The following is a 23,275-nucleotide window of genomic DNA, read 5'->3' on the forward strand; positions in this document are numbered from 1 at the left end:
GCCGCATGGTGGTGATCGAGATGAACCCGCGCGTGTCGCGCTCCTCGGCGCTGGCGTCGAAAGCCACCGGCTTCCCGATCGCCAAGGTGGCGGCCAAGCTGGCAGTGGGCTTCACCCTGGACGAGCTGCGCAACGAAATCACCGGCGGCGCCACCCCGGCCTCGTTCGAACCGTCGATCGACTACGTCGTGACTAAGGTGCCGCGCTTCGCCTTCGAAAAATTCCCGGTCGCCGACGACCGCCTGACCACCCAGATGAAATCCGTGGGCGAAGTGATGGCGATCGGCCGCACCTTCCAGGAATCGTTCCAGAAAGCCCTGCGCGGCCTGGAAGTGGGCGTGGATGGCCTGAACCAGAAAACCACCGACCGCGAAAAGCTGGAAGTGGAACTGGGCGAGCCGGGTCCTGAGCGCATCTGGTACGTGGGCGACGCTTTCGCCCAGGGCTTCACCCTGGAAGAAGTGCACAACCTGACCAAGATCGACATGTGGTTCCTGGTGCAGATCAAGGAAATCGTCGACCTGGAACTGTGGCTGGACACCCAGAAGCTGGAAAACCTGGACAAGAACACCCTGTACAAGCTGAAACAGAAGGGCTTCTCCGACCGCCGCCTGGGCTACCTGCTGCAATGCGGCGACACCGCCGTGCGCAACAAGCGCCGCGAGCTGGGCATCCGTCCGGTGTACAAGCGCGTCGACACCTGCGCCGCCGAGTTCTCGACCGACACCGCCTACATGTACTCGACCTACGATGAAGAGTGCGAGTCCAACCCGACCGACAAGAAAAAGATCATGGTGCTGGGCGGTGGCCCGAACCGTATCGGCCAGGGTATCGAATTCGACTACTGCTGCGTGCACGCGGCGCTGGCGATGCGCGACGACGGCTACGAGACCATCATGGTCAACTGCAACCCGGAGACCGTGTCGACCGACTACGACACCTCCGACCGCCTGTACTTCGAGCCGCTGACGCTGGAAGACGTGCTGGAAATCGTCGACCTGGAAAAACCGTACGGCGTGATCGTGCAGTACGGCGGCCAGACCCCGCTGAAGCTGGCGCTGGACCTGGAAGCCAACGGCGTGCCGATCGTCGGCACCTCGCCGGACATGATCGACGCCGCGGAAGACCGCGAGCGCTTCCAGAAGCTGCTGCAGGACCTGGGCCTGCGCCAGCCGCCGAACCGCACCGCGCGCACCGAAGAGGAAGCGCTGGCGCTGGCACAGGAAATCGGCTACCCGCTGGTGGTGCGTCCTTCCTACGTGCTGGGCGGCCGCGCGATGGAAATCGTGCACGAGCAGCGCGACCTGGAGCGCTACATGCGCGAAGCGGTGAAGGTGTCGAACGACTCCCCAGTGCTGCTGGACCGCTTCCTGAACGACGCCATCGAGTGCGACGTGGACTGCATTTCCGACGGCGACACCACCTTCATCGGCGGCGTGATGGAGCACATCGAGCAAGCCGGCGTGCACTCGGGCGACTCGGCCTGCTCGCTGCCGCCATACTCGCTGTCGCAGGAGACCATCGATGAACTGAAGCGCCAGACTTCGCTGATGGCCAAGGGCCTGAACGTGGTCGGCCTGATGAACGTGCAGTTCGCGATCCAGAAGCAGGAAGGCAAGGACGTGGTGTACGTGCTGGAAGTGAACCCGCGCGCCTCGCGTACCGTGCCGTACGTGTCGAAGGCGACGGGCCTGCAGCTGGCCAAGATCGCCGCGCGCTGCATGGTCGGCCAGAAGCTGGCAGAGCAGGGCATCACCAAGGAAGTGGTGCCGCCGTACTACAGCGTCAAGGAAGCCGTGTTCCCGTTCGTGAAATTCCCTGGCGTGGACACCATCCTCGGCCCGGAAATGAAATCGACCGGTGAAGTGATGGGCGTGGGCGCCACCTTCGCGGAAGCCTTCGTCAAATCGCAGCTGGGCGCCGGCGTCAAGCTGCCGAAATCGGGCAAGGTGTTCCTGTCGGTGAAAGCCTCGGACAAGCCGCGCGCCGTGAAAGTGGCGAAAGACCTGGTCGACGCCGGTTTCACCCTGTGCGCGACCAAGGGTACCGCTGCGGTGATTTCCGCCGCCGGCATCCCGGTCACCGCCGTGAACAAGATGTCGGAAGGCCGTCCGCACGTGGTCGACATGATCAAGAACCACGAAATCGTCCTGGTGATCAACACCGTGGAAGAGAAGCGGACTGCGATCAACGACTCGCGCAACATCCGTACCTCGTCGCTGGCGGCCCGCGTGACCACCTACACCACCATTGCCGGTGCGGAAGCGGCGGTCGCCGGCATCCGTCACCTGGACGAATTGCGTGTGTACGATTTACAAGGCCTGCATAAGTCTTTAAACTAAGCCTCAGTAAGTAGTACGCTTGACAATATAACCACAGAGCCCGCGCTGAAGCATGGCGCGGGCTCTGTGTTTTTTAGCAATTTAACAAGAGACAGATATGAATTCCGTTCCACTCACCAAATACGGCGCCGAACTCCTGAAAGAAGAGCTGCACCAGCTCAAGACCAAGGAGCGCCGCATTGTCATCGATGCCATCGCCGAAGCGCGTTCGCACGGCGACCTGTCCGAAAACGCTGAATACGATGCCGCCAAGGAGCGCCAGGCCTTCGTCGAAGGCCGTATCGCGGAACTGGAAGGCAAACTGAGCTCGGCGCAGATCGTCGACCCGACCACCCTGGACGCGGAAGGCCGCGTGGTGTTCGCCTCCACCGTGGACCTGGAAGACCTGGAATCGGGCCAGAAGGTGAGCTACCAGATCGTCGGCACCGATGAAGCCGACCTGAAGATGAGCAAAGTCTCCGTCACCTCCCCAATCGCCCGCGCCCTGATCGGCAAGTATGCCGGCGACGTGGTGGAAGTGCAGGCCCCGTCCGGCCCGCGCGAATACGAAATCCTCGAAGTCCGCTACGTTTGATGGCGCTGGATAAAGTCCGCCTGCTGGTGGCCGCCCTGTGGGCCGGCAGCCTGTGGGCGGTGGGCTACCTGGTAGCCCCGACGCTGTTCGCCACCCTCGACCGCCAGCTGGCGGGCCAGATTGCCGGCAGCATGTTCCATTCGATGGCCTTGCTGTCGCTGGGCTGCGGCGCCGCCATGGGCGTGCTGCTGTTCTTCGGCACCCGCGCCTGGACGCCCAAGCGCCGCCGCACAGTGCTGCTGATCGTGGTGGCGATGGTGATGTGCACGGTGGCCAGCCACTTCGGCCTGCAGCCGCTGATGGCAGCGGCCAAGGCCGCCAATGACGGCAGCTTTGGCAAGCTGCACGGCATTTCAAGCACCATTTACCTGGTGCAAAGCCTGCTGGCAGGCTGGCTGCTCTGGAAACAGGCGTAAAAAAAGGGGGATGCCCCCCTTCTTTTTAAATGGGGTACGTCCCCATTTTTCAGGCAACAGATTTCTTGGTGCCGACCTTCTTCTTGACGCGCTTGATGGTGCCGCCGGCGGTAACACGTTCATTACCCTTCAGCAGTACTTTCTTGACAGTCGGCTTCTTGGTGCCGGAGGCGCTAGGCTTGACGATGGTCACCATGCGCATGCCCTTGCCAGCCTTGCTGGAGCCGGACTTCTCGGCATCGACTTTCGGGCGGTACAGCACCAGCAGCTTGCCGATGTGCTGCACCGGCGCGGCGCCAGTCTTCTCGCAGATGGTTTCGTACATTTCGATGCGGGCTTCGCGGTCATCGCCGAAAACGCGCACCTTGATCAGGCCGTGGGAGTCCAGGCCCAGCTCGATCTCCTTCATGACGGAAGGGGTCAGGCCGGATTCGCCGACCATGACGATTGGTTTCAGGCCATGGGCTTCGGCGCGCAGGACGCTGCGTTCGGCAGGAGTAAGGTTCAGCATAGTTATTTTTGGATAGGTTCTCTTAAAGGCAGTATTCTACGCTAATGGCTAAGAACAAATTAAACAAAAACTGGTTGCACGACCATATTAACGATCCGTACGTGAAAGCGGCCCAGAAGGACGGCTTCCGCGCCCGTGCCGCCTACAAGCTGAAAGAGATCGACGAAGACGAAAAGCTGGTCAAGCCCGGCCAGGTGATCGTCGACCTGGGCTGCACCCCCGGCTCCTGGGGCCAATACGTGCGCCGCAAGCTGGCGGGGAAAGAGGGCGGCGGCATCCACGGCACCATGATCGGCCTGGATATCCTGCCGATGGAACCGATCGCCGACATGCACTTCATCCAGGGCGACTTCCGCGAGCAGGAGGTGCTGGACCAGCTGGCCGGGGTGCTGCAGGGCCGCAAGGCGGACCTTGTCTTGTCCGATATGGCACCCAACCTGTCCGGTATCTCGGTGGCCGACGCGGCCCGCATGGAAGATCTTATTGATATCGCCATTGATTTCAGCCAGCACCATATGAAACCGGGCGGCGCGCTTTTGGTGAAATGCTTCAAGGACCTGGGATTCAGCCAGATCGTCGAAAAATTCCGCCGTGAATTCAAGACCGTGGTGCAGAAAAAGCCCAAAGCCAGCCGCGATAAATCGTCGGAAATCTTCCTGCTGGGTCGCGGATTGAAAAATCCCGTGGAATAATTGGCATTTTTACTCTTGATTTGACCGGAAAAACCCACATATCCGGCGCAGGAGTATGCACCATTGGGCTGGTTTGTAGCACGGCCCGGGTTTAACGAGTAAAATCGGATTTCTGCTACAGGTAACTGGTGCGCCCGCGCATCCAAGGAGTTTTCGTGAATAACATGTTTTCTAAATCGGCTATCTGGGTCGTTGTGGCCTTGCTGTTATTTATGCTGTTTAAACAATTTGACAGCCACAGCATGGCCGGCGGCGTCAAGCCTATCGTTTATTCCGATCTGCTGGATGAGGTCAAAGCGAAGCGGGTGAAAGACGTCACGATCGAGGGCAGCTCGATCACCGCTACCCGTATCGACGACAGCAAAGTCCGCACCACCTCCACCTTCCTGGACCGCGGCCTGATCGGCGACCTGCGCGACAACGGCGTGCGCTTCGACGTGAAGCCGCCGGAAGAGCCGGGCATCCTGCAACAGGTCTTTGTCTCCTGGTTCCCGATGCTGCTGCTGATCGGCGTATGGATCTTCTTCATGCGCCAGATGCAGGGCGGCGGCAAGGGCGGCGCGTTCTCCTTCGGCAAATCGAAGGCGCGCATGCTGGACGAAACCAATAACACCGTGACCTTCGCCGACGTGGCCGGTTGCGACGAAGCCAAAGAGGAAGTGACCGAGATCGTCGACTTCCTGAAAGACCCGACCAAGTTCCAGAAACTGGGCGGCCGTATTCCACGCGGCGTGCTGATGGTCGGCCCTCCAGGTACCGGTAAAACCCTGCTGGCGCGCGCCATTGCGGGCGAAGCCAAGGTGCCGTTCTTCTCGATTTCCGGTTCGGACTTCGTTGAAATGTTCGTCGGCGTCGGCGCCAGCCGCGTGCGCGACATGTTCGAGAACGCCAAGAAGCACTCGCCGTGCATCATCTTCATCGACGAGATCGACGCCGTCGGCCGCCACCGCGGCGCCGGCATGGGCGGCGGCAACGACGAACGCGAACAGACGCTGAACCAGCTGCTGGTCGAGATGGACGGCTTCGAAGCCTCCTCCGGCGTGATCGTGATCGCCGCCACCAACCGCGCCGACGTGCTGGACAAGGCACTGCTGCGTCCGGGCCGTTTCGACCGCCAGGTCTCCGTGGGCCTGCCGGATATCCGCGGCCGCGAACAGATCCTGAACGTGCACATGCGCAAGGTACCGATCAGCACCGACGTCAAGGCCGACATCCTGGCCCGCGGCACCCCGGGCTTCTCCGGCGCCGACCTGGCCAACCTGGTCAACGAAGCCGCCCTGTTCGCCGCGCGCCGCAACAAGCGCCTGGTCGACATGATCGACTTCGAAGACGCGAAGGACAAGATCTTCATGGGCCCGGAACGCAAGTCCATGGTGATCCGCGAAGAAGAGCGCCGCAACACCGCCTACCACGAGTCCGGCCACGCCGTCGTGGCCAAGCTGCTGCCGAAGGCCGACCCGGTGCACAAAGTCACCATCATGCCGCGCGGCTGGGCCCTGGGCCTGACCTGGCAGCTGCCTGAGCACGACAATATTTCGGGCTACAAAGACAAGATGCTGGAAGAGATTTCCATCCTGTTCGGCGGCCGCATCGCGGAAGAGATCTTCGTCGGCCAGATGTCGACCGGCGCCTCGAACGACTTCGCCCGCGCCACCAAGCTGGCCCGTGCCATGGTCACCAAGTACGGCATGTCCGACGCGCTGGGCGTAATGGTGTACGAAGACAGCCAGAACGACGGCTGGCTGGGCGGCGCCAACAAGACCATCTCGGAAGCGACCCAGCAGAAGGTGGACGCGGAAATCCGCACCATCCTCGACACCCAGTACGCCCTGGCGCGCAAGCTGCTGGAAGAAAACCGCGACAAGGTCGAAGTGATGACCAAGGCCCTGCTGGAATGGGAAACCATCGACGCCGACCAGGTCAACGACATCATGGCAGGCCAGGAACCACGCCCACCGAAGGCCGGCACCACCATCCGCAAACAGCCAGGCGCCGACGGCGGCTCGGGCTCCAACCCGAACCCGAACGCCACCGCCCCAGCCTGATTGACCAGAACCAATAAAAGGTGAGGATTCGTCCTCACCTTTTTTTTTCCAAAAAATGGGGACGTACCCCATTTATTTGCCAACACCATATGCCTCAACACAAGTTTGGCCGCTTCAATTTCCCGGCTAGCCGCGCGCTGGTGATGGGCATCCTCAACGCCACGCCCGACTCCTTCAGCGACGGCGGCCAGTTCGCCGCGCTGGACTACGCCATCACCCACGCCGAGCAAATGATCCGCGACGGCGCCGACATCATCGACATCGGCGGCGAAAGCAGCCGCCCGGGCGCCCCGCCAGTTCCCCTGGATGAAGAGCTGCGCCGCGTCATGCCGGTGATTTTCGCCCTGCGCGACTGCGGCAAAGCCATCAGCGTCGACACCTACAAGCCCGAAGTCATGCTCGAAGCCGTGCTGGCCGGCGTCGACATGATCAACGACATCAACGGCTTCCGCGCCCCCGGCGCCATCGAAGCCGTAAAAGACAGCGATTGTGCGTTGTGCGTAATGCACATGCTTAACAATCCAACAACAATGCAGTCCCAGCCAGAGTACAATGACGTCGTGCGCGAAGTCACCGATTTCCTGGCCGAGCGCATTGCCGTAATGACGGCGGCAGGCATCGACAAAGAGCGCCTGTGGATCGACCCCGGCTTCGGCTTCGGCAAAACGGTCGAACACAATTATGCGCTGCTGAAGGCAGGCAAGCAGATGGTGGCCGAACTTGGCGTACCGCTGCTGGCTGGCCTGTCGCGCAAATCGATGATCGGCGCCGTCACCGGCAAACCCGTAGAGCAGCGCCTGGCCGGCAGTATCGGCGGCGCATTGGCAGCAGTTGCGCACGGCGCCCAGATTGTCCGGGTGCACGATGTCGCGGAGACCGTGGACGCACTCAAAGTGTGGCAGGCGGCTCATTAAGAGAACAAGGAAGAGAACACAAAATGGCACGCAAATATTTCGGTACGGATGGTATCCGTGGACTGGTAGGCCAGGCGCCGATCACCCCCGATTTCGTCATGCGACTTGGCTACGCCGCAGGCAAAGTGCTGGCCAAAGCGGCCACCACGGGCACCGCCCGTCCCACCGTCCTGATCGGCAAGGACACCCGTATTTCCGGCTATATGCTGGAAGCCGCGCTGGAAGCCGGCTTTGCCGCCGCCGGCGTGGACGTGATGCTGGCCGGCCCGATGCCGACCCCCGCCATCGCCTACCTGACCCGCGCGCTGCGCCTGCAGGCCGGGGTGGTGATTTCGGCATCGCACAACCCGTTCCAGGACAATGGCATCAAGTTCTTCTCCGACCAGGGCACCAAGCTGCCCGACGCCGTTGAGCTCGACATCGAAGCCCAGATCGACCAGCCGATGGACTGCGTCGCGCCCGACAAGCTGGGCCGCGCCAAGCGCCTGGAAGACGCCCAGGGCCGCTACATCGAGTTCTGCAAGAGCACCTTCCCCAACGAGCTCGACCTGCGCGGCCTGAAGGTCGTGGTCGACTGCGCCCACGGCGCCGCCTACAACATCGCCCCGCACGTGTTCCACGAACTGGGCGCCGAAGTGATCGCCATCGGCAACAAGCCGACCGGGCTCAACATTAACGAAGGGCACGGCGCCACTGCGCCAAAAGCCATGTCCGCCGCCGTGCTCGAGCACAAGGCCGACCTCGGCATCGCACTGGACGGCGACGCCGACCGCCTGATCATGTGCGACGCCGCCGGCCGCCTGTACAACGGCGACGAGCTGCTGTACGTGATGGTGATGGACCGCCTGGCCAATGGCGGCTTGGCCGGCGCCGTCGGCACCCTGATGACGAATATGGCGGTGGAAGTCGCCCTCAAGCAGAAAGGCGTCGGCTTCGCCCGCGCCAAGGTTGGCGACCGCTACGTGCTGGAAGTGATGCAAGAAAAGGGCTGGATCCTGGGCGGCGAAGGCAGCGGCCACCTGCTCGCGCTCGACAAGCACAGCACCGGCGACGGCATCATCTCCGCGCTGCAGGTGCTGTCCGCGCTCAAGCGCAACGGCAAGACCCTGGCCCAGATCGCCGGCGAAGTAACGCTGTTCCCGCAAACGCTGATCAACGTACGCGTACCAGCCGGCTTCGACTGGCAAAAGAACGCCGCCATGGTCGCGGAAAAGGAGAAGGTCGAAGCTGAGCTGGGCGACACTGGCCGCGTGCTGATTCGCGCCTCCGGTACTGAGCCCCTGATCCGCGTCATGGTGGAAGCGCGCGACGCCGACAAAGCGCAATCGATGGCGCGCCGCATCGCCGATAAAGTGGAAACTGCGCTGGCGGCATAAAAGTTGCCTGCGTGACATTGACGGATACCCCTTGGCGGGGGTATTATTCGTTCATCGGAGTGTAGCGCAGCCCGGTAGCGCACCTGCTTTGGGAGCAGGGGGTCCAAGGTTCGAATCCTTGTACTCCGACCAGGAACATCTCGAGCGGGTTGTCTAAGGACAACCCGCTTTTCATTTTGCGGTCCAGAATTCTGCTGGACCCGCGTCGCTGCCCTTAGCTCAGTTGGATAGAGCATCGGCCTTCTAAGCCGAGGGTCGCAGGTTCGATTCCTGCAGGGCAGGCCATTAAAAAACCGGTGCCAGGTCTGTCATTCGGACATCCAAACCATTTCTTTGATATTTCTCAAGACGGGAAATCGACGATTTCCGCGTATTGAGAAATATCAAACTATGTGTTCGGGTGTCCGAATGACAGACCTGGCACCGGTTTTTGGCACCGGTTTTTGGCGCCCGTTGCAGGGCGCCCCGTTCTTTATTGACGGCGGCGCAGCGTGGCCAGTGCCAGCAGGCCGAGGCCCAGCAGGGGCAGGGTGCCTGGCAGCGGGACTTTGCCGCTGGCGTCCTTGTCCGGGCTGCTCGGCAGGCCGACCAGCGTGCTGTAAATGTCCAGCTGGATGTTCTGGCGCGCCAGGAACGTGCCGCCCAGGGTGGCGTTCTGGTTGAAGTGCAGGTTGCTCTTGTCGCCGGAGCCGAACAGGGTGCCGTACCATTCACCGTTAATGCCGAGGTCGTAATTGCCGCGGGTTTCGGTGTAGATGCTGGCGGCGCTGCCGTTGATCGTGTCGAATTCGAAATCCTGGCCGATCTTGATGTTGTTCAGCACGAAGATGTTGATCGCGCCGCCCTTCAGGTCGAAGATCAGCTTGCCGAAGCCGCCAATGTCCAGCGAGTCGAAGTAGTAGGAGCCGGCAGTCAGGGTCAGGGTCGAATCGGTGCCGAGGTTGACTTTGCCGTACTTGCCTTGGGCCAGGGAGCCGGTGGTGTAAGCGCCGAGGTCGAAGGCGTTCGTGCCAACGGTGAACGGGGTGGCCCCCGGGAGTACGTCCAGCGATGGGGCGGTGACCGGTGCGATGATGTCTTTGCCAGGGTTTGCACCCCATTTGACGTCCACGGTGGTGCCGCTGTTGTGGACGACGTTGCCCACCTTGGAGGCTTGCTCCAGGGTGACGGCAACTTTTTCCTTGGTGCTGGTTTCGACCTTGCCGGTGACGGTGGATTCGTATTTCAGGTGTACTTTGTCGGCAGAGACGACGTCGCCAACGACCTTGGCGCCTTGTTCAACGTTGACTTTGCCAGTGGCGGTGACGTTGCCGGCGACTTGTGCCTTGTAATTGATGTTCAGGTTACCACCTGCGGCAACATTGCCGGTAACCTTGGTTTCCTGGTGCAGGTCGACGTTCTTGCCTGCGTAAATGGCGTATGGGCCGGCAGTCGCGAAAACTGGTGCGGCGGCCAGAAGGATTGCGGTGATGGCTTTCATTATTGGCAATAGAAATTATCTGTGAGTAATTATACATTACTGAAAGCAATTTCCGGGCCAACATTCCTAAGTGGTTGATTTTTATGGAGCTGCTTGCCGTGTTCCAATCAAAATATGTGCCTGGTGTAAAATTTTTCGACAGTAAATAGCGTGATTTTCGTTAAATGAAAAACATCCTGCCCGAATTAGTCGCTGTGCCTTTGTTGCCGCTGTTATTGCTGCAAGGGAGGCGCACGCGGGCCCGCACGCCGCGCATGCCGGAGGCGCCGGGGGCGCGGTCTGGCTTGATGTTGGCGGCTTCGCCTGGCATCCCCCTGCAAGTGCTGGGAATTGGCGAGTCGCCGGTGGCTGGCGTGGGCGTGGCGCGGCAGGAGGAGGCGATTACGGCGCAGTTTGCCTGCGAGGTGGCTGGGCGCACGGGGCGTCCGGTCCAGTGGCGTGCGTGCGGACGCAATGGTGCTACGGTGCGCGATGCGCTGGCGCAGCTGGTGGGGCAGGTGCCGCCGGCGCCGGTTGATGTGCTGCTGGTGGCGTTTGGTGTGAATGATGCGGTGGCTTTCCGCCGGGTTGGCGACTGGCAGGCGGATATGCTGGCCTTGCTGGAGCACTTGCGTGCGCGCTGCCAGCCGCGCGTCGTGCTGCTGTCGGGTGTGCCGCCGATGCAGGAGTTTCCGACCTTGCCGCATCCTTTGCGCTGGGTGTTGGGCTTGAAGGCGGCGGCGCTGGATCGTGGTTTGGCGGCCTTGGCGCAAAGGCATGACTGGCTGTGCCATGTGCCGATTGTGCTCGATACGCGTGGCGATCCGTCGTTGTCGGCGGAGGATGGCTATCATCCGTCCGCCAAGGGCTGTGCGCTGTGGGCGCGTTTGCTGGCGACGGCTTATATGGATATCAAACCATGAAACTACTGATCGTGGGCGCGACGGGCCTGGTGGGCAGCGAGGTGCTGCGCCAGGCATTGGCATCGGATCAAGTCAGCGCGGTGGTGGCGCCGGCGCGGCGGCGCTTGCCGCCGCATCCCAAGTTGACGGCGCCGGTGGTGGATTTCGACCAGTTGCCGACCATGGAGCCGTGGTGGCAGGCCGATGCGGTGATCTGCGCGCTGGGCACGACGATCAAGGTGGCGGGTTCCAAAGAGGCGTTCCGCCAGGTTGATTACAGTTATCCGATGGCGGTGGCGCGGCTGGCGCGCCAGCATGGTACGCCGGTATTTGTGCTGAACTCCGCGCTGGGCGCGGATGCGGGTTCCGGTATCTTCTACAACCGGGTGAAGGGCGAGGTGGAGCACGGCTTGCGCTCGCTCGGTTTTCCTTCGCTGGTGATTGCGCGGCCGGGCCTGATCGGCGGTGCGCGGGCGGAGTTCCGGGCCGGGGAGCGGGTGATGCAGGCGCTGTTGTCGGTGCTCGGGCCACTCCTGCCGCGCGCCTGGCGCATCAACCCGGCGGAATGTATTGCGCGTGCCATGCTGGAGGCGGCGCTGCATCCGCAACCGGGCGAGCACATCATCACATCCGACCAGATGGTCACTTCATGATGCCGAGCAGGCTGCTGTAGTCGTCGGTCCAGGGCCGTACGCCCGGTGCCGGTGGCAGTTCCTTCAAGCCGGCGTAACGTCCGAGCCGGGCGCGCGGGCCGAGCAGGACCCAGGTGGCGGCGGTGATGCCGCGTGCCGGGTCGGATTTGTTTTCGGCCAGGTAGGCCGGCCGCTGTAAGCTGTCGGCGGCGCGTTTGACGATGGGCGCCATATCCAGGTAGCGGTTGGAAATGTGAATCGCCAGCACGCCGTCGGGCTTCAGGTGGCGCAAGTAGATGGCGAATGCTTCCAGCGTCAGCAAATGCACCGGCACCGCATCGCCGGAGAAGGCATCCACGGCCAGCATGTCGAATTGCTGCGGGGTTTCGGCTGCGAGTACCAGGCGGGCGTCACCCAGGGCGTATTCTTTGCGGGCTGGGCAATCGCGCAGGAAGCTGAAGTGGCGTTCGGCGAACTGGTTGACCAGCGGGTTGATCTCGTAGAAGCGGTATACGTCGCCCGGGCGGCAGTAGGCGGCCATGGAGCCGGCGCCGAGGCCGATCACGCCGACCCGCTGGCTGCCTTCGCTGCGGCTGGCGGCGATGGCGATGCCTGCGCCGCCGGTATCGCCGTAATAGGTGGTGGGCCAGCGCCGTTTTTGCGGGTCGAGGAACTGGCGGCCATGGACGATCACGCCATGCGTCAGCTGGCGTACGCGGCCTTCATCGCGTTCGGAATCCTTGACTTTGACAGTGCCGTAGAAATTGCGGGCCTTGGCCGTTGGCGTGGCGGGCCAGATGGCGTTCGCGCCCCACAGCACGCCGATCAGCGTGGTGCAGAAGACGGTGGCCTTGATGCGCGCGCCGGGCTGCATGGTTTGGGCGGGGCGGTAGTAGCAGGCGGCGCCCACCACGCAGACGGCGGCGATGCAGGACAGGGTCAGCTCGTAGTCGTCGTTGAAGATGCGCGGCGCCAGCAGGCCGGCAAACAGTCCGCCCAAGGCACCGCCTATGGCGATCACCAGGTAGTAGGCGGTGAGTTGGGCGGGCGGCGGCTTGAGGCGGGCCAGCTCGCCATGGCAGGCCATGCAGTAGGCGAAGATGCTGAGGCAAAACAGCAGCACCGGCCAGGCTATGCCGGAGGGCATCAGGCTGGGGAAGGTGGTGCCGGCGATCAGGAGCGGCGTCAGCACGGCCATCAGGGGCAGGAAGAGCCAGCGTTTGTACCAGCGTGCGCTTTCGAAGCACAGGATGAAGGTCAGCAGGTAGAGCACCAGCGGCAGCACCCACAGCAGGGGAATCGGGGCGATATTGGCGGTGAGGTGGCTGGTGGCCGATATCAGCAGCACGGTTGGCACAGCGGCCAGGGCGCACCAGGCCAGGCTGTCGTGCAGGCTGGGCCTGCTGAGGGCGGGGCAGTCGGGCGCCACCTGGGCCGGCACGGTGCGGTGGCGTCCGTTCAGGGCGAGGGCGGCACAAAACACGGCGAACAGGACGAAGCCGGCCGACCAGAAGGTGGACATTTCCTTGACCGTGAAGCGCGGCTCAAACAGGATGGGGTAGCTCAGCAGGCCGAGCAGGGAGGCGAAGTTGGAGAGGGCAAACAGCCGGTAGGGCACGCTGCCGGGCCGCTCCTGGGCAAACCAGTGCTGCACCAGGGGGCCGGTGGTGGACAGCAGGAAGTAGGGCAGGCCGATGGTGGCGGCCAGCAAGCCCAGTAATAGCAGGGCGGGGTCGTCGCCGGCGGCGGGTTTCCAGTGCTCGCCGGGGACAATCGGCAGGGCCAGGGCGGCGGCCAGCAGCAGGCCTGCATGGAGCCAGGCTTGCCGGCGCGGGGCCAGGTAGCGGCTGCTGAGGTGGGCGTACAGGTAGCCGAGCAGCAAGGTGCACTGGAAGAACAGCATGCAGACCGTCCACGCCGCGGCCGATCCGCCGAACCACGGCAGCACCATCTTGCCGATGATGGGCTGCACCTGGAACAGCAGGAAGGCGCTGAGGACGATGGTGCCGGTGTAAAGGATGAGCATGCGGGAATCTTAACCCGCAATCGGCGCGGCGGGGCGGTGGCGGCTTAGCCTAACAGCAGCCCGGCGGCCAGGGCCAGCATGATGGCGCCGGTCAGGCCTTCGATGCATTTCCAGGCCATGGGGCGGCCAAACACGCCTGCCAGGCGGGTGGCGCCAAACCCGAGGGCGGTAAACCACAGGAAGGAAGCGCTCATGGCGCCGGCGGTAAAGCCCAGTTGCTGGCTTTGCGGATAGCTGCCGCCCACCGAGCCCAGCAGCACCACCGTGTCGAGATAGACGTGCGGGTTGAGCAGGGAGAGCGCTACCACGCTGGCCAGGGCCTGGCGTGCATCGGGTGCCTCGGCGGCCGGGTCGATGGCCAGTGCTTTGGGTGTCAGCATGGAGCGCCAGCTGCGCAGCCCATACCAGGCCAGGAAAGCCGCGCCACCCCAGCGCGCCGCTGCCAGCAGCAGGGGCGAATCCTGGATCATGGCGCCTGCGCCCGCCACGCCCAGGCCGATCAGCAGCACATCGATCAGGATGCAGGCCGCGACCGTCAGCGCGACATGCTGGCGCTTGATTCCCATGCGCAGGACATGCGCGTTCTGCGCCCCGATCGCCATGATCAGGCTGGCGCCCAGCCCTAAACCGTTCATATAAGCCTGCATTTTCAACTCCTTTCGTGGAGCCACGATTCTGCGGGCGATGGCACGGGAAATGAAGCTGAATTAATATGATTCAATCTTCATTAAATTGGCTTAAGGAGCGCGGCAATGATTCCAGATGCGCGGCAGGGCGAAGCGCTGCTGGCCGTAATCGATTCCGGCAGTTTCGAGCAGGCGGCGACCGCCTTGCATTTAACGCCCTCGGCCGTCTCGCAGCGGGTCAGCGGACTGGAGGCGGCTATCGGGACACCGCTTCTGGTGCGCAGCCGGCCGTTGCGCCTGACGGCAACCGGGCAGCAATTGGTGCAATATCTGCGCCGCAGCCGCTTAATGGAGCAGGAATTCCTGGCTGAATTAAAGATTGCGGATGCTGCGCCGCCCCGCATTGCCGTCGCGGTAAATAACGATACCTTGGGCACCTGGTTCCTGCCCGAACTCAGTCCTTTCCTGAATCGCGAGAATATCCTGCTCGAGATAATCCTGGATGACCAAAACCACACTTACTCTTTATTCGAAAAGGGGCTGGTATTGGCGGGCGTTTCCAGCGAGCCCGAACCAATGCGCGGGTGCCGCTCGCAGCATTTGGGCCATATGCGCTACCGTCTGGTGGCGCATCCGGATTTCGTCGCCCGCTGGTTTCCCGAGGGATTTAATCGCGAAGCCGCGCGCAAAGCGCCGGTCATGTTTTTCGACCGCAAAGATTCGCTGCAGCAGATTTTTATCGAACGTGAACTGGGATTGCCGCTCGGCGCTTATCCCGTCCAATATATTCCTTCCAGCGATCCTTTTGTCGCTTCGATCCAGCTGGGAATGGGATATGGCATGCTGCCGCGCCAGCAATATAAATCGATGCTGAATACGGGAGAATTGGTGGATCTGGCACCGGGTAAATACCTGGACGTGGAATTGTATTGGCATTCGTGGCGCATCCAGTCGCCGCGCCTGGTACGCCTGACGGAGGAAGTGGTTGCCGCTGCGGGGCGTGCGCTGGATCGCCAGGCTGACAATTAGCGCGATCGTGCCAATAGCTGGCGCAATGGGGGCGTGAAAAAGCCCGCGCGGGGCGGGCTTGCGGGGAGGGCTGCTTAATATGTATAGAACATGCGCTGCAGTTCTTTGGTATTGCTGGTTTTAGTCATGGCCAGCATCAGCAGGATACGCGCTTTCTGCGGGTTCAGGGTATCCGATACCACGAAGTCCAGTTCATCGTCATTTGCTTCGCCATTGCGTGCCAAAATACCCTGGCCGACGCGGCTGGCGCGCACGATAATCGTGCCTTTTTTACGCGCGGCAACCAGGTCCGGTTTTACTTTTGCGGCCAGGCTGCCATCGCCAGTGCCGGCATGGATAATACCTTTGGCACCGGCTGCAATAAATGCATTCAGTGCCACAGAATTCATATTCGCATAGCCGTAAACAATATCCACCTGCGGCAGGGCGGCCAGGCTGGAAATATCGAATTCAGTGTCGGCAGTATGTTTGCGGGTCGAGATGCGATAGAAATGCGCTTTTGGACCCTGCACATAACCCATCATGCCCAATTCGGCGGTTTTAAATGCATCCGGGGTCGAGGTATTTGCCTTGGTAACGTCGCGCGCGCTGTGGATCTGGTCACCCAACGCCACCAATACGCCTTTACCAATTGCATCCTGGCTGCCGGCAATTAATACCGCGTTATACAGGTTGATCGGGCCATCGGCCGACAGGGCGGTCGATGGACGCATGGCGCCAACCAGGACCACCGGCTTGCGCGACTTGACCACCAGGTTCAGGAAGTAGGCGGTTTCTTCCAGGGTGTCGGTGCCGTGGGTGATGACGATGCCATCCACATTCGGCTGGGCCAGCAGGGTGTTGACGCGCTTGCCCAGGGTCAGCCAGTGTTCATTGGTCATGCTTTCCGAAGCGATCTGGAAGACTTGTTCACCGGTAACGTTGGCGATCTTGCCGAGCTCAGGCACGGCATTGATCAGTTGCTGCACGCCGACCGTGGCGGCGGTATAGCCGACCGTGGTGGTGGAGGTGGCGCCGGTGCCCGCAATGGTGCCGCCAGTTGCCAGGATCATAACGTTGGGAAGTTTCTGCGCATGCACGCTGAATGCCATCAGGAAGGCAAACAGGGCGAAGATGAATTGCGCGGGCTTGGAACGATGCATGCGATCTCCTTGGGCTTATTGGGAATGTTGCGCATCTTACTAAATCTGGTGCAGTATTGGCAGTAGGCTTCCCTTTTTGAGGTGGGACGTTGATGACCGAAGATGAAGAGTACGCGCGTTCAGAACTGTACGGTTTGCTGTCCATGCTGTTCTATGGCCCGCCCTCGCAAGTGGTGTTGGACCTGATCACCGATGCGGCGATCGAAGGCGAGGGCGCGCTGGCCAATGGCTGGCGCAGCCTGCAGCGGGCCAGTGGCAAGACCGACCAGGACCGTGTGCGCGCGGAATACGAGGCGCTGTTTGCCGGGACCGGCCCGGCGGCGGTGGCGCTGTGCGGCTCGCATTACCTGCCGCCCGCCGCGCTGGCCAGCCTGCACAATGACCTGGCGCGCCTTGGCCTGGAGCGCTCCGAACACCTGAAGGAAGGGGAGGACCATTTCGCCGCCCTGTGCGACGCCATGCGTTCCCTGCACGGCAACCTGCCGGCGCAACGGGAGTTCTTTGGCGCCCACATCCAGCCCTGGGGCATCCAGTTGTTTGATGCGATCGACTCCCATCCGGGGGCTGCCTATTACCGTGCGGCGGGCAGCCTGGCGCGCAACTTCATCGAGGTGGAAAGCCAGACCTTTGCCCGCATGGTGGAATGAAAAAACCCGCCGCAGCGGGTTTTCACGTGGGGAGGCGGCTGCTTAGCCCAGTTTGTCGTTGGACTTGCGGCGCGAGGCCAGGCCCAGCAGGCCCACGCCTACCAGCAGCATGGCATAGGTAGCCGGTTCCGGAATCGGAGCGGCCAGGTTCAGGTTACCTGCATACGAGCCGCCCATGCCTTCGATGGCAGTGGAGCCGGTCACCGTAAAGCCGTAGTTACCCGACATCAGGGCGTCGATCGGGAAGAACTGGATGCCCGAGGACGTGTCAAACACCGTGCCGAGGTCGGTGCGGCTGGTATCGGCTTCGACCTTGAAGAACTGGATGCCGGTAATCCCGTAATTTGCCAGGCGGGCGGCATCGATCCAGGTACGGCCCACCACCACCGAGCCGCTGGCATAGCTGGCATTGGTATCGACCGAGAACAGATAAGTGTCGATATAGTCGCCAGGCGTTGCATGCAGTGCGCCAAAGATCGCATTGCCTGCACCATCAAAGGTCAGGGTGGTTTGCGCCATCGCGCCCGAGCTGGCAAACAGCCCTGCGGATAGCATCAATGTACCGGCTACCTTGCTGAGAAACGCTTTCTTCATGTTAATACCCCTTGAGTTGTGTTGTTGTGAAGGTGAAGCGGTGTTTTGTCGGCGCGCAAGATATTGCCGGGCTATATTTTCAGTGGCCTGCTGAAAACATAACCTTTCCTGCTTGCCAACGCTGACCAATATAGCCCACTGGTTTCGCTAAATACTTCATTAGTGAAGTGTGTATGTTTTCGAGCGCACAATGGCGGCGCCGGGTCTCGGGGCACCGTCCAATCCGTCCGGAAGGTCAAGCAGAATTTTTTTGCGTGCACGAGCCTGCTTGCTGCTTACGGGACATTTCGTAGGCCGAATCCGACAGTAGCAAGAGCCGAACTGACGGGGGATTTGTACGCAAACGCACCGTTGGCCGCCGGGTGCAGCCATAACATGGAACCGTGATCGAGCAAACAGAATACGGAGGCCTATCATGTTGACCCAGTCGAACCATCCATCCAAGCACGTGGTGCGCGAATATCTCGAGCGCCGTTCGCAAGAAGTCAAGCCACCCCCTTCGCCAGAGGAGATTCGCCGCCAGCTGGGCTGGGGCTTGATGCTTTTCGAACCAAAGATGGAGCAAGGCCGCTAGGTCTCCGTAGCCCGCCACCATCGCCCGCTGACTTGCCAGGCAGCGGGTTTTTTTTCGTCTTTTTTCGCCGTTCGCTGAAATCTTCGCCATTCACCGAGCCGCCGCCGCCGTTCACCGAAAAGCCGTTTCGCCGCTGCCCGCTCCCCGCTATCGTTCAACCATCCAATCACGGGGAGCAAGAAAATGAACAAAGACATGCAAGGGCGCAGCCAACTGCTCTGGGGCCTGATCATCATCGCGGTAGGCGTGCTGTTCCTGATCGACTTCGACATGCCGCCCATCGGACAGCTGTGGCGCTACTGGCCTTTCCTGGTCATGGTGTTCGGCGCCGTCAAACTGATCCCGCCGACCGCCCCGAAACATGTGCTGGACGGCTTGTGCCAGATCGCCTTTGCCGGCTGGTTCTACGTCTCGTTTGAGCACCTGTGGGGCCTGAATTTCCATAACAGCTGGCCAATCCTGGTCATCATCGCCGGCATCAGTATGCTGCTGCAGCCAGTTGTGATTAAATACACCGCCAAAAAAGAGGAGAACCAATAATGAGCAGCCGCGAACGCAATACCACGACCCAGATGCTGATCGGCGCCGCCGTCATCCTGGCCGGTTTCATGTTCCTGATCGATAACCTGGGCTGGATCGACCTTGATATGCGGGTGCACTTCTGGCCCTTCGTCCTGATGGTGGTGGGCGCGTCGACCCTGGCGCAGGCGCCGCGGCGTGGCAGCGGCGCCTACCTGGCGGGCGGCCTGATGATCGGCTTCGGCGCGGTATCGCTGCTGAAGGGCCTGGGCTTGATCTATATCAGCTGGAAGGTGCTGTTCCCGATCGGGATCATCGCCCTGGGCGTGCTGATGGTGTTCCGTGCCCGTCACCGCAGCTCGAGTACTTCGGCTGCCGATGCGATGGCCGATGTCGATAATCCAGACCGCTCGGCGCTGTTTAATGTCTCGGAAGGCGAGACCAGCGAGCGCGTGCTGGACCTGACGGCAGTCCTGGGCGGCTTCCAGCGCAAGGTGACCACGCAGGACTTCCGCGGCGGCGATATCACCAGCATCATGGGCGGCGTCGACCTGGACATGCGTACCGCTTCGCTGAACGGCACCGCCGTGCTGAATGTGTTCGCGCTGATGGGCGGCATCTCGATCAAGGTACCGACCGACTGGACGGTGGAACTGGAAGGCACGCCGATCCTGGGCGGCTTCGACGAGAAGACCATGGAGCCGAAAGACGCCAGCAAGCGCCTGGTGGTACGCGGCACCGCCATCATGGGCGGCGTGGAAATCCGCAACTGATGCAGCGCGTACTGAGCAGCCGCAGCGGGGTCTTGCTGTACCTGACGGTATGGCTGCTGCTGGGGCTTGGCGTTGGCGGTGCCGTCGCGATGCTGGGCGATGAGCCGATGCTGCGTGCCCAGTTGTTTGCCGTGCCGGGCAGCCTGCTGTTCTCGGTGGCGGCAGGGTTCTCCGCCTACTATATGTGCAAGGCCAATCCTTTGCGCGAACGCAGCCCGGTCGTGGTCCTCGTGTCGACTTTGACCGCCGCCGTGTGCGCAGGTTTTTTCTGGGTTTTCCTGCTGGGTGTATGGAACGGGGCGGCGGAGTCCTTCGACCTGCGAGGCCTCACGCCGCGCCCGCAGCTGGTGGCGCTGCTGTTCAGCCTTGGCGTCATGCTGTATGGCTTGCTGGCGACGCTGAATTACCTGCTGGCCGAGTTCCTGCGGGCGCGCCAGGCCGAACAGCGCGAACTGGAGTCGAAGCTGTTGGCGCGCAATGCGGAACTGCGCATGCTGCGCACCCAGATAGATCCGCACTTCCTGTTCAACAGCCTGAATTCGATCAGCGCCCTGACTTCGATCGATGCCAGGCGGGCGCGCGACATGACGCAGCGCCTGTCGGATTTCTTCCGCCAGAGCCTTGGCATCGAGGCGCAGGGCAAGATCACGCTGGAAGAGGAAGTGCGCCTGATCGGCCACTTCCTGGCGATCGAGAAAGTGCGTTTCGGCGCGCGCCTCGGCGTGGAGCAGGAGGTGGACGACGCGGCTTTGCCTTGCCTGCTGCCGCCCATGATCCTGCAGCCGCTGGTGGAAAACGCCGTCAAGCACGGCATCGGCGGCATGCCGGAGGGCGGCGTGGTGCGCATCGAAGCGCGGCGCGAAGGCTCGCTGCTGAAGGTCAGCGTGGAAAACGATACCGACCCCGACACACCGCCCCGCAAGGGCAACGGCATTGGCCTGGTCAATGTGCGCGAGCGGCTGGAAGCGGCCTACGGGCACCTGGCCAGCCTGCATTGCACGCAAGAGAACAATAAATACCGGGTGGCGCTGGCGCTGCCCGTCGAGACAAAGGAGTCCTGAACCATGCGCGTCATCATTGTCGATGATGAAGAATTAGCCCGCGGCGTCATGCGGGAGTACCTGCGGGCCCACGCGGACGTGGAAGTGGTGGCGGAATGCGCCAACGGTTTCGAGGCGGTGAAGGCGATTGCCGAGATGGAGCCGGATGTGGTGTTCCTCGATATCCAGATGCCCAAGCTGGATGGCTTTGAAGTGGTGGAACTGGCCGGCAGCAAGCCGCACTACGTGTTCGCCACCGCCTACGACCAGTACGCGCTGAAGGCGTTCGAGGTGCATGCCATCGACTACCTGCTCAAGCCCTATCCGCAGGAGCGCCTGGACCAGGCGGTGGCCCATGTGCGCAAGCGGCTTGGCGGCGAGCGCCCGGCGGTGCTGCAAATGGCGACCGAAGCGGCGGTGCGCAACGGCCCGCTGGAGCGCGTGCTGATCCGCGACGGCGCGCGCGTGCACGTCATTGCAGCGGAGCGCATCGACACCATCGAGGCGCAGGACGATTACGTTGAGATCCTGGCCGAAGGCAAGTCCTACCTGAAGAACCAGCGCCTGTCGGAGCTGGAAGAACAGCTGGACCAAACCCGTTTCGTGCGCCTGCACCGCTCGTGGATCGTGAATGTGGAACGCATCGAGCGTATCGAGCAAGCCACCAAAGACAGCCACTGCGCTGTGCTGAAAGACGGCCGCAAGATCCCGGTCAGCCGCAGCGGCTACCAGAAAGTGAAGGGCTTATAAGCCATTCTTCGCCGTCCCGTGACTTTTGGTGAGACTGCGCTTGTCTTCTGCAAGCTAATATGCCGGATCGGAAAACCATAAGAAATGCGCATGACGCCGGACCGGATTTATTTCAAGGACAACCCGTGGCCCGAGGGACACCCCATCAAAGAGTTCACCTGGTCCGCCAAAGAGGTTGGCGGCGAGGTCTGGTTCGACCTGCACCTCGAGTCGGCCGACTACTACTCGGAGCGGGATATCGAGGATGACGAGGACGCGGACTACCCGTCCGACTGGGCGGCACCCATCGTATGGGGCAATTACCACTCCTGCATTTTGTCCTCGACCTATTGGGACAATGAAGGCTTCCGGGTTTGCGCCAAAGCGGACTATTCCCCCGAACTGCTGGACGGCCTGGAACTGAGCATCGATCCCGATCCGGAGTCGCTTGAGGACTTCTCAGACCTGGCGTTCCACATTTACTTGCTGGGGCACGATGCGGTGGCCAAACACAAGATCCGGTTCGACCGGATTGGCGACAGTTCCCGCTTCAACATTACCTGGACTGGAAAAATCGCACAGGCCTACGTTGGCGACTACGAATTCAGGCACGAGTTCACGCTGGTGGTATCGAGCGTTGAATTCCCCGAGCTGGAAAATTAGTATGAAGCGACTTCTCATGATGGTGTTCGCGCTGGCGGTCGTACCGGCGCACGCCCAGTTGTACAAATGGACCGATGCCAACGGCAAGGTGCACTATTCGGATCGCCCGCAGGATGGGGCGAATGCCAAGACGGTCGCGGTGCCGCGTGCGGGCGCCGCAGGAGCGACCGGCGCCGCCGCCGGCGATGACTGGCGCGAACGCGAGCGGGAATCGCGCGAGCGGCTGGTCAAGCGCCAGCAGGAGGAGCGGCGGGCGGATGCCGCAGCAGCGGCGCAGGCAGCGAAGCAGCCATACAACCCCAGCATGCATAAATCCGATAAGCCGATGACGGACGACGAAATGTGTACGCGCGACGCGCAGCAGATTGCGTACTCGGAAAAAGCCAAGCGCCTGGCGTTCAACCGCGCCAACGGCACAAGCTCCGTCGCAAGCGAAGAGGAAACGCGCGAGATCGTCCGCCAGCGCAAGGAGAACCACGCATTATTATGCGGCCCCGGCCAGCGCCGCCGATAAACCGTTCGTTGCGCGCTCAGAGAACAGGGAGTTGGTTCTAAGCGTCGCGAAGTCGAATTTTCAAGCACGAAGATTTTACGACCGCAACGGTTTTGTCGTCACGGGCGAGGGTGGAAGGTCGTACCGCGGTACTACGGTTGAGTACTTACAGATGAAGTCCCAAGCAGTTACCGCGAACGCGCAGCTGCAGCTGGCCGGGGGCTGACGACCGGCAGCCAACACCGTAGCTGAGATGCCTGGCTCAGTACATTCCGGCCATCTTGGCCATCATGCCGAGGATCGCCGTGCCATAGGTTACGGCGATGCCGATCATCCAGCGAGTGTTTCGTGCCATCTCCGCGCGGAGTTCGGCAAAGCCGCGATCCATATGCTCGCGCAGCCGGACTTGTTCCGCGACAATCTGTCGCCATTGCTCCCGTAAGAAATCCACTTCTGCCTCCAATCTTGCGATGCGCTCCCCCTGTTCCATTTTATGCTCCCGGTTGCGTTAAAGCTCTACTGTGTACCTCCGGGCGCTTGCGATTTTGAGCTGGGAC

25 protein-coding genes and 2 tRNA genes are annotated in these 23,275 nt (G+C 61.9%); 20 read left to right on the top strand and 7 right to left on the bottom strand.

The window, feature by feature from the left end; all coding sequences use genetic code 11:
- The 3 genes from carB to ACE3TQ_RS22575 form a co-directional block, all read left to right on the top strand.
- The coding region (gene carB / locus ACE3TQ_RS22565) for a carbamoyl-phosphate synthase large subunit (protein ID WP_374585227.1) at positions 1-2,342 on the top strand (2,342 nt) is incomplete at its 5' end.
- A 97-nt stretch (positions 2,343-2,439) separates the two neighbouring features.
- Entirely contained in the window at positions 2,440-2,916 is a 477-nt protein-coding gene (greA, locus tag ACE3TQ_RS22570; protein WP_374585230.1) for a transcription elongation factor GreA, read from the top strand.
- The gene (locus ACE3TQ_RS22575; protein ID WP_374585232.1) at positions 2,916-3,332 is read left to right on the top strand and encodes a DUF4149 domain-containing protein; all 417 of its coding nucleotides are present in this window, start codon (positions 2,916-2,918) and stop codon (positions 3,330-3,332) included. Before greA ends, ACE3TQ_RS22575 begins: the two co-directional genes overlap by 1 nt.
- Positions 3,333-3,381: 49 nt before the next feature.
- Here ACE3TQ_RS22575 and yhbY read toward each other — a convergent pair whose 3' ends face one another.
- A complete protein-coding gene (gene yhbY, locus ACE3TQ_RS22580) occupies positions 3,382-3,843 on the bottom strand; it encodes a ribosome assembly RNA-binding protein YhbY (protein ID WP_374585234.1) in 462 nt (153 codons plus the stop codon).
- A gap of 44 nt (positions 3,844-3,887) precedes the next feature.
- Between yhbY and ACE3TQ_RS22585 the strand changes: the two genes are divergently transcribed.
- The 6 genes from ACE3TQ_RS22585 (at position 3,888) to ACE3TQ_RS22610 (ending at position 9,155) form a co-directional block, all read left to right on the top strand.
- Complete coding sequence (locus tag ACE3TQ_RS22585) at positions 3,888-4,535, top strand: RlmE family RNA methyltransferase (protein WP_374585235.1); 648 nt, start codon at positions 3,888-3,890, stop codon at positions 4,533-4,535.
- A gap of 155 nt (positions 4,536-4,690) precedes the next feature.
- Positions 4,691-6,580, top strand: coding sequence for an ATP-dependent zinc metalloprotease FtsH (gene ftsH, locus ACE3TQ_RS22590; protein ID WP_374585237.1), 1,890 nt, complete (start codon positions 4,691-4,693; stop codon positions 6,578-6,580).
- A gap of 89 nt (positions 6,581-6,669) precedes the next feature.
- Positions 6,670-7,494 carry a dihydropteroate synthase gene (folP, locus tag ACE3TQ_RS22595; RefSeq protein ID WP_374585239.1) on the top strand — a complete coding sequence of 275 codons (825 nt, stop codon included), beginning with the start codon at positions 6,670-6,672 and terminating at the stop codon, positions 7,492-7,494.
- Positions 7,495-7,517: 23 nt separating this feature from the next.
- Entirely contained in the window at positions 7,518-8,870 is a 1,353-nt protein-coding gene (glmM, locus tag ACE3TQ_RS22600; RefSeq protein ID WP_374585241.1) for a phosphoglucosamine mutase, read from the top strand.
- 55 nt (positions 8,871-8,925) lie between these two features.
- Positions 8,926-9,002 (top strand) — tRNA-Pro (locus tag ACE3TQ_RS22605).
- A gap of 76 nt (positions 9,003-9,078) precedes the next feature.
- Positions 9,079-9,155, top strand: a tRNA-Arg gene (locus tag ACE3TQ_RS22610).
- A 187-nt stretch (positions 9,156-9,342) separates the two neighbouring features.
- Here the strand turns inward: ACE3TQ_RS22610 and ACE3TQ_RS22615 are convergent.
- Positions 9,343-10,350 (bottom strand): PEP-CTERM sorting domain-containing protein, encoded by a 1,008-nt coding sequence (locus ACE3TQ_RS22615; RefSeq protein WP_374585243.1) that lies wholly within the window; start codon positions 10,348-10,350, stop codon positions 9,343-9,345.
- Positions 10,351-10,514: 164 nt separating this feature from the next.
- On the opposite strand from ACE3TQ_RS22615, the gene ACE3TQ_RS22620 reads away from it, so the two are divergent.
- Complete coding sequence (locus tag ACE3TQ_RS22620) at positions 10,515-11,252, top strand: SGNH/GDSL hydrolase family protein (protein WP_374585245.1); 738 nt, start codon at positions 10,515-10,517, stop codon at positions 11,250-11,252.
- Positions 11,249-11,884: an NAD(P)H-binding protein gene (locus tag ACE3TQ_RS22625; RefSeq protein ID WP_374585247.1), complete on the top strand. Its 636-nt coding sequence runs from the start codon at positions 11,249-11,251 to the stop codon at positions 11,882-11,884. Before ACE3TQ_RS22620 ends, ACE3TQ_RS22625 begins: the two co-directional genes overlap by 4 nt.
- Here ACE3TQ_RS22625 and ACE3TQ_RS22630 read toward each other — a convergent pair.
- Entirely contained in the window at positions 11,874-13,889 is a 2,016-nt protein-coding gene (locus ACE3TQ_RS22630; protein ID WP_374585249.1) for a spermidine synthase, read from the bottom strand. The genes ACE3TQ_RS22625 and ACE3TQ_RS22630 overlap by 11 nt on opposite strands.
- Before the next feature lie 44 nt (positions 13,890-13,933).
- The gene (locus ACE3TQ_RS22635) at positions 13,934-14,536 is read right to left on the bottom strand and encodes a LysE/ArgO family amino acid transporter (RefSeq protein WP_374585251.1); all 603 of its coding nucleotides are present in this window, start codon (positions 14,534-14,536) and stop codon (positions 13,934-13,936) included.
- 105 nt (positions 14,537-14,641) lie between these two features.
- Between ACE3TQ_RS22635 and ACE3TQ_RS22640 the strand changes: the two genes are divergently transcribed.
- Entirely contained in the window at positions 14,642-15,544 is a 903-nt protein-coding gene (locus ACE3TQ_RS22640; RefSeq protein WP_374585253.1) for a LysR family transcriptional regulator ArgP, read from the top strand.
- Positions 15,545-15,618: 74 nt separating this feature from the next.
- Here the strand turns inward: ACE3TQ_RS22640 and ACE3TQ_RS22645 are convergent, their stop codons facing one another.
- Entirely contained in the window at positions 15,619-16,635 is a 1,017-nt protein-coding gene (locus tag ACE3TQ_RS22645; protein ID WP_374585288.1) for a type II asparaginase, read from the bottom strand.
- Positions 16,636-16,778: 143 nt separating this feature from the next.
- Between ACE3TQ_RS22645 and ACE3TQ_RS22650 the strand changes: the two genes are divergently transcribed.
- Positions 16,779-17,333 (top strand): molecular chaperone, encoded by a 555-nt coding sequence (locus tag ACE3TQ_RS22650; RefSeq protein WP_374585255.1) that lies wholly within the window; start codon positions 16,779-16,781, stop codon positions 17,331-17,333.
- A gap of 42 nt (positions 17,334-17,375) precedes the next feature.
- On the opposite strand, the gene ACE3TQ_RS22655 is transcribed toward ACE3TQ_RS22650, so the two are convergent.
- Entirely contained in the window at positions 17,376-17,927 is a 552-nt protein-coding gene (locus tag ACE3TQ_RS22655; RefSeq protein ID WP_374585257.1) for an FxDxF family PEP-CTERM protein, read from the bottom strand.
- Between the two features lie 415 nt (positions 17,928-18,342).
- On the opposite strand from ACE3TQ_RS22655, the gene ACE3TQ_RS22660 reads away from it, so the two are divergent.
- The 7 genes from ACE3TQ_RS22660 (at position 18,343) to ACE3TQ_RS22690 (ending at position 22,739) form a co-directional block, all read left to right on the top strand.
- The gene (locus ACE3TQ_RS22660) at positions 18,343-18,501 is read left to right on the top strand and encodes a hypothetical protein (protein ID WP_374585259.1); all 159 of its coding nucleotides are present in this window, start codon (positions 18,343-18,345) and stop codon (positions 18,499-18,501) included.
- Between the two features lie 183 nt (positions 18,502-18,684).
- Positions 18,685-19,041, top strand: a complete 357-nt coding sequence (locus tag ACE3TQ_RS22665; protein WP_374585261.1) for a LiaI-LiaF-like domain-containing protein — start codon at positions 18,685-18,687, stop codon at positions 19,039-19,041.
- Positions 19,041-19,793, top strand: a complete 753-nt coding sequence (locus ACE3TQ_RS22670; protein ID WP_374585263.1) for a LiaI-LiaF-like domain-containing protein — start codon at positions 19,041-19,043, stop codon at positions 19,791-19,793. Before ACE3TQ_RS22665 ends, ACE3TQ_RS22670 begins: the two co-directional genes overlap by 1 nt.
- On the top strand, positions 19,793-20,854 hold the full coding sequence (locus tag ACE3TQ_RS22675; RefSeq protein WP_374585264.1) for a sensor histidine kinase: 1,062 nt from the start codon (positions 19,793-19,795) through the stop codon (positions 20,852-20,854). Before ACE3TQ_RS22670 ends, ACE3TQ_RS22675 begins: the two co-directional genes overlap by 1 nt.
- A 3-nt stretch (positions 20,855-20,857) precedes the next feature.
- Entirely contained in the window at positions 20,858-21,583 is a 726-nt protein-coding gene (locus tag ACE3TQ_RS22680) for a LytR/AlgR family response regulator transcription factor (RefSeq protein WP_374585266.1), read from the top strand.
- A gap of 84 nt (positions 21,584-21,667) precedes the next feature.
- A complete protein-coding gene (locus ACE3TQ_RS22685) occupies positions 21,668-22,225 on the top strand; it encodes a hypothetical protein (protein WP_374585268.1) in 558 nt (185 codons plus the stop codon).
- Position 22,226: 1 nt separating this feature from the next.
- The gene (locus ACE3TQ_RS22690) at positions 22,227-22,739 is read left to right on the top strand and encodes a DUF4124 domain-containing protein (RefSeq protein WP_374585270.1); all 513 of its coding nucleotides are present in this window, start codon (positions 22,227-22,229) and stop codon (positions 22,737-22,739) included.
- 241 nt (positions 22,740-22,980) lie between these two features.
- Here ACE3TQ_RS22690 and ACE3TQ_RS22695 read toward each other — a convergent pair whose 3' ends face one another.
- Positions 22,981-23,208, bottom strand: a complete 228-nt coding sequence (locus ACE3TQ_RS22695) for a hypothetical protein (protein ID WP_374585272.1) — start codon at positions 23,206-23,208, stop codon at positions 22,981-22,983.
- Between the last annotated feature and the right edge of the window lie 67 nt (positions 23,209-23,275).

Source organism: Pseudoduganella sp., from assembly GCF_041914865.1.
GTDB lineage: Bacteria > Pseudomonadota > Gammaproteobacteria > Burkholderiales > Burkholderiaceae_D > Rugamonas.

Bases quoted from the DNA above. Each gene is read 5' to 3' on its own strand.
- ACE3TQ_RS22635 (WP_374585251.1), bottom strand. From the start codon at position 14,536: ATGCAGGCTTATATGAACGGTTTAGGGCTGGGCGCCAGCCTGATCATG.
- ACE3TQ_RS22665 (WP_374585261.1), top strand. From the start codon at position 18,685: ATGAACAAAGACATGCAAGGGCGCAGCCAACTGCTCTGGGGCCTGATC.
- greA (WP_374585230.1), top strand. From the start codon at position 2,440: ATGAATTCCGTTCCACTCACCAAATACGGCGCCGAACTCCTGAAAGAA.
- ACE3TQ_RS22575 (WP_374585232.1), top strand. From the start codon at position 2,916: ATGGCGCTGGATAAAGTCCGCCTGCTGGTGGCCGCCCTGTGGGCCGGC.
- folP (WP_374585239.1), top strand. From the start codon at position 6,670: ATGCCTCAACACAAGTTTGGCCGCTTCAATTTCCCGGCTAGCCGCGCG.
- ACE3TQ_RS22615 (WP_374585243.1), bottom strand. From the start codon at position 10,350: ATGAAAGCCATCACCGCAATCCTTCTGGCCGCCGCACCAGTTTTCGCG.
- ACE3TQ_RS22625 (WP_374585247.1), top strand. From the start codon at position 11,249: ATGAAACTACTGATCGTGGGCGCGACGGGCCTGGTGGGCAGCGAGGTG.
- ACE3TQ_RS22670 (WP_374585263.1), top strand. From the start codon at position 19,041: ATGAGCAGCCGCGAACGCAATACCACGACCCAGATGCTGATCGGCGCC.
- ACE3TQ_RS22695 (WP_374585272.1), bottom strand. From the start codon at position 23,208: ATGGAACAGGGGGAGCGCATCGCAAGATTGGAGGCAGAAGTGGATTTC.
- yhbY (WP_374585234.1), bottom strand. From the start codon at position 3,843: ATGCTGAACCTTACTCCTGCCGAACGCAGCGTCCTGCGCGCCGAAGCC.
- ACE3TQ_RS22640 (WP_374585253.1), top strand. From the start codon at position 14,642: ATGATTCCAGATGCGCGGCAGGGCGAAGCGCTGCTGGCCGTAATCGAT.
- ACE3TQ_RS22655 (WP_374585257.1), bottom strand. From the start codon at position 17,927: ATGAAGAAAGCGTTTCTCAGCAAGGTAGCCGGTACATTGATGCTATCC.
- ACE3TQ_RS22620 (WP_374585245.1), top strand. From the start codon at position 10,515: ATGAAAAACATCCTGCCCGAATTAGTCGCTGTGCCTTTGTTGCCGCTG.
- ACE3TQ_RS22660 (WP_374585259.1), top strand. From the start codon at position 18,343: ATGTTGACCCAGTCGAACCATCCATCCAAGCACGTGGTGCGCGAATAT.
- ACE3TQ_RS22675 (WP_374585264.1), top strand. From the start codon at position 19,793: ATGCAGCGCGTACTGAGCAGCCGCAGCGGGGTCTTGCTGTACCTGACG.
- ACE3TQ_RS22680 (WP_374585266.1), top strand. From the start codon at position 20,858: ATGCGCGTCATCATTGTCGATGATGAAGAATTAGCCCGCGGCGTCATG.
- ACE3TQ_RS22685 (WP_374585268.1), top strand. From the start codon at position 21,668: ATGCGCATGACGCCGGACCGGATTTATTTCAAGGACAACCCGTGGCCC.
- ACE3TQ_RS22630 (WP_374585249.1), bottom strand. From the start codon at position 13,889: ATGCTCATCCTTTACACCGGCACCATCGTCCTCAGCGCCTTCCTGCTG.
- glmM (WP_374585241.1), top strand. From the start codon at position 7,518: ATGGCACGCAAATATTTCGGTACGGATGGTATCCGTGGACTGGTAGGC.
- ACE3TQ_RS22650 (WP_374585255.1), top strand. From the start codon at position 16,779: ATGACCGAAGATGAAGAGTACGCGCGTTCAGAACTGTACGGTTTGCTG.
- ACE3TQ_RS22690 (WP_374585270.1), top strand. From the start codon at position 22,227: ATGAAGCGACTTCTCATGATGGTGTTCGCGCTGGCGGTCGTACCGGCG.
- ACE3TQ_RS22585 (WP_374585235.1), top strand. From the start codon at position 3,888: ATGGCTAAGAACAAATTAAACAAAAACTGGTTGCACGACCATATTAAC.
- ACE3TQ_RS22645 (WP_374585288.1), bottom strand. From the start codon at position 16,635: ATGGCATTCAGCGTGCATGCGCAGAAACTTCCCAACGTTATGATCCTG.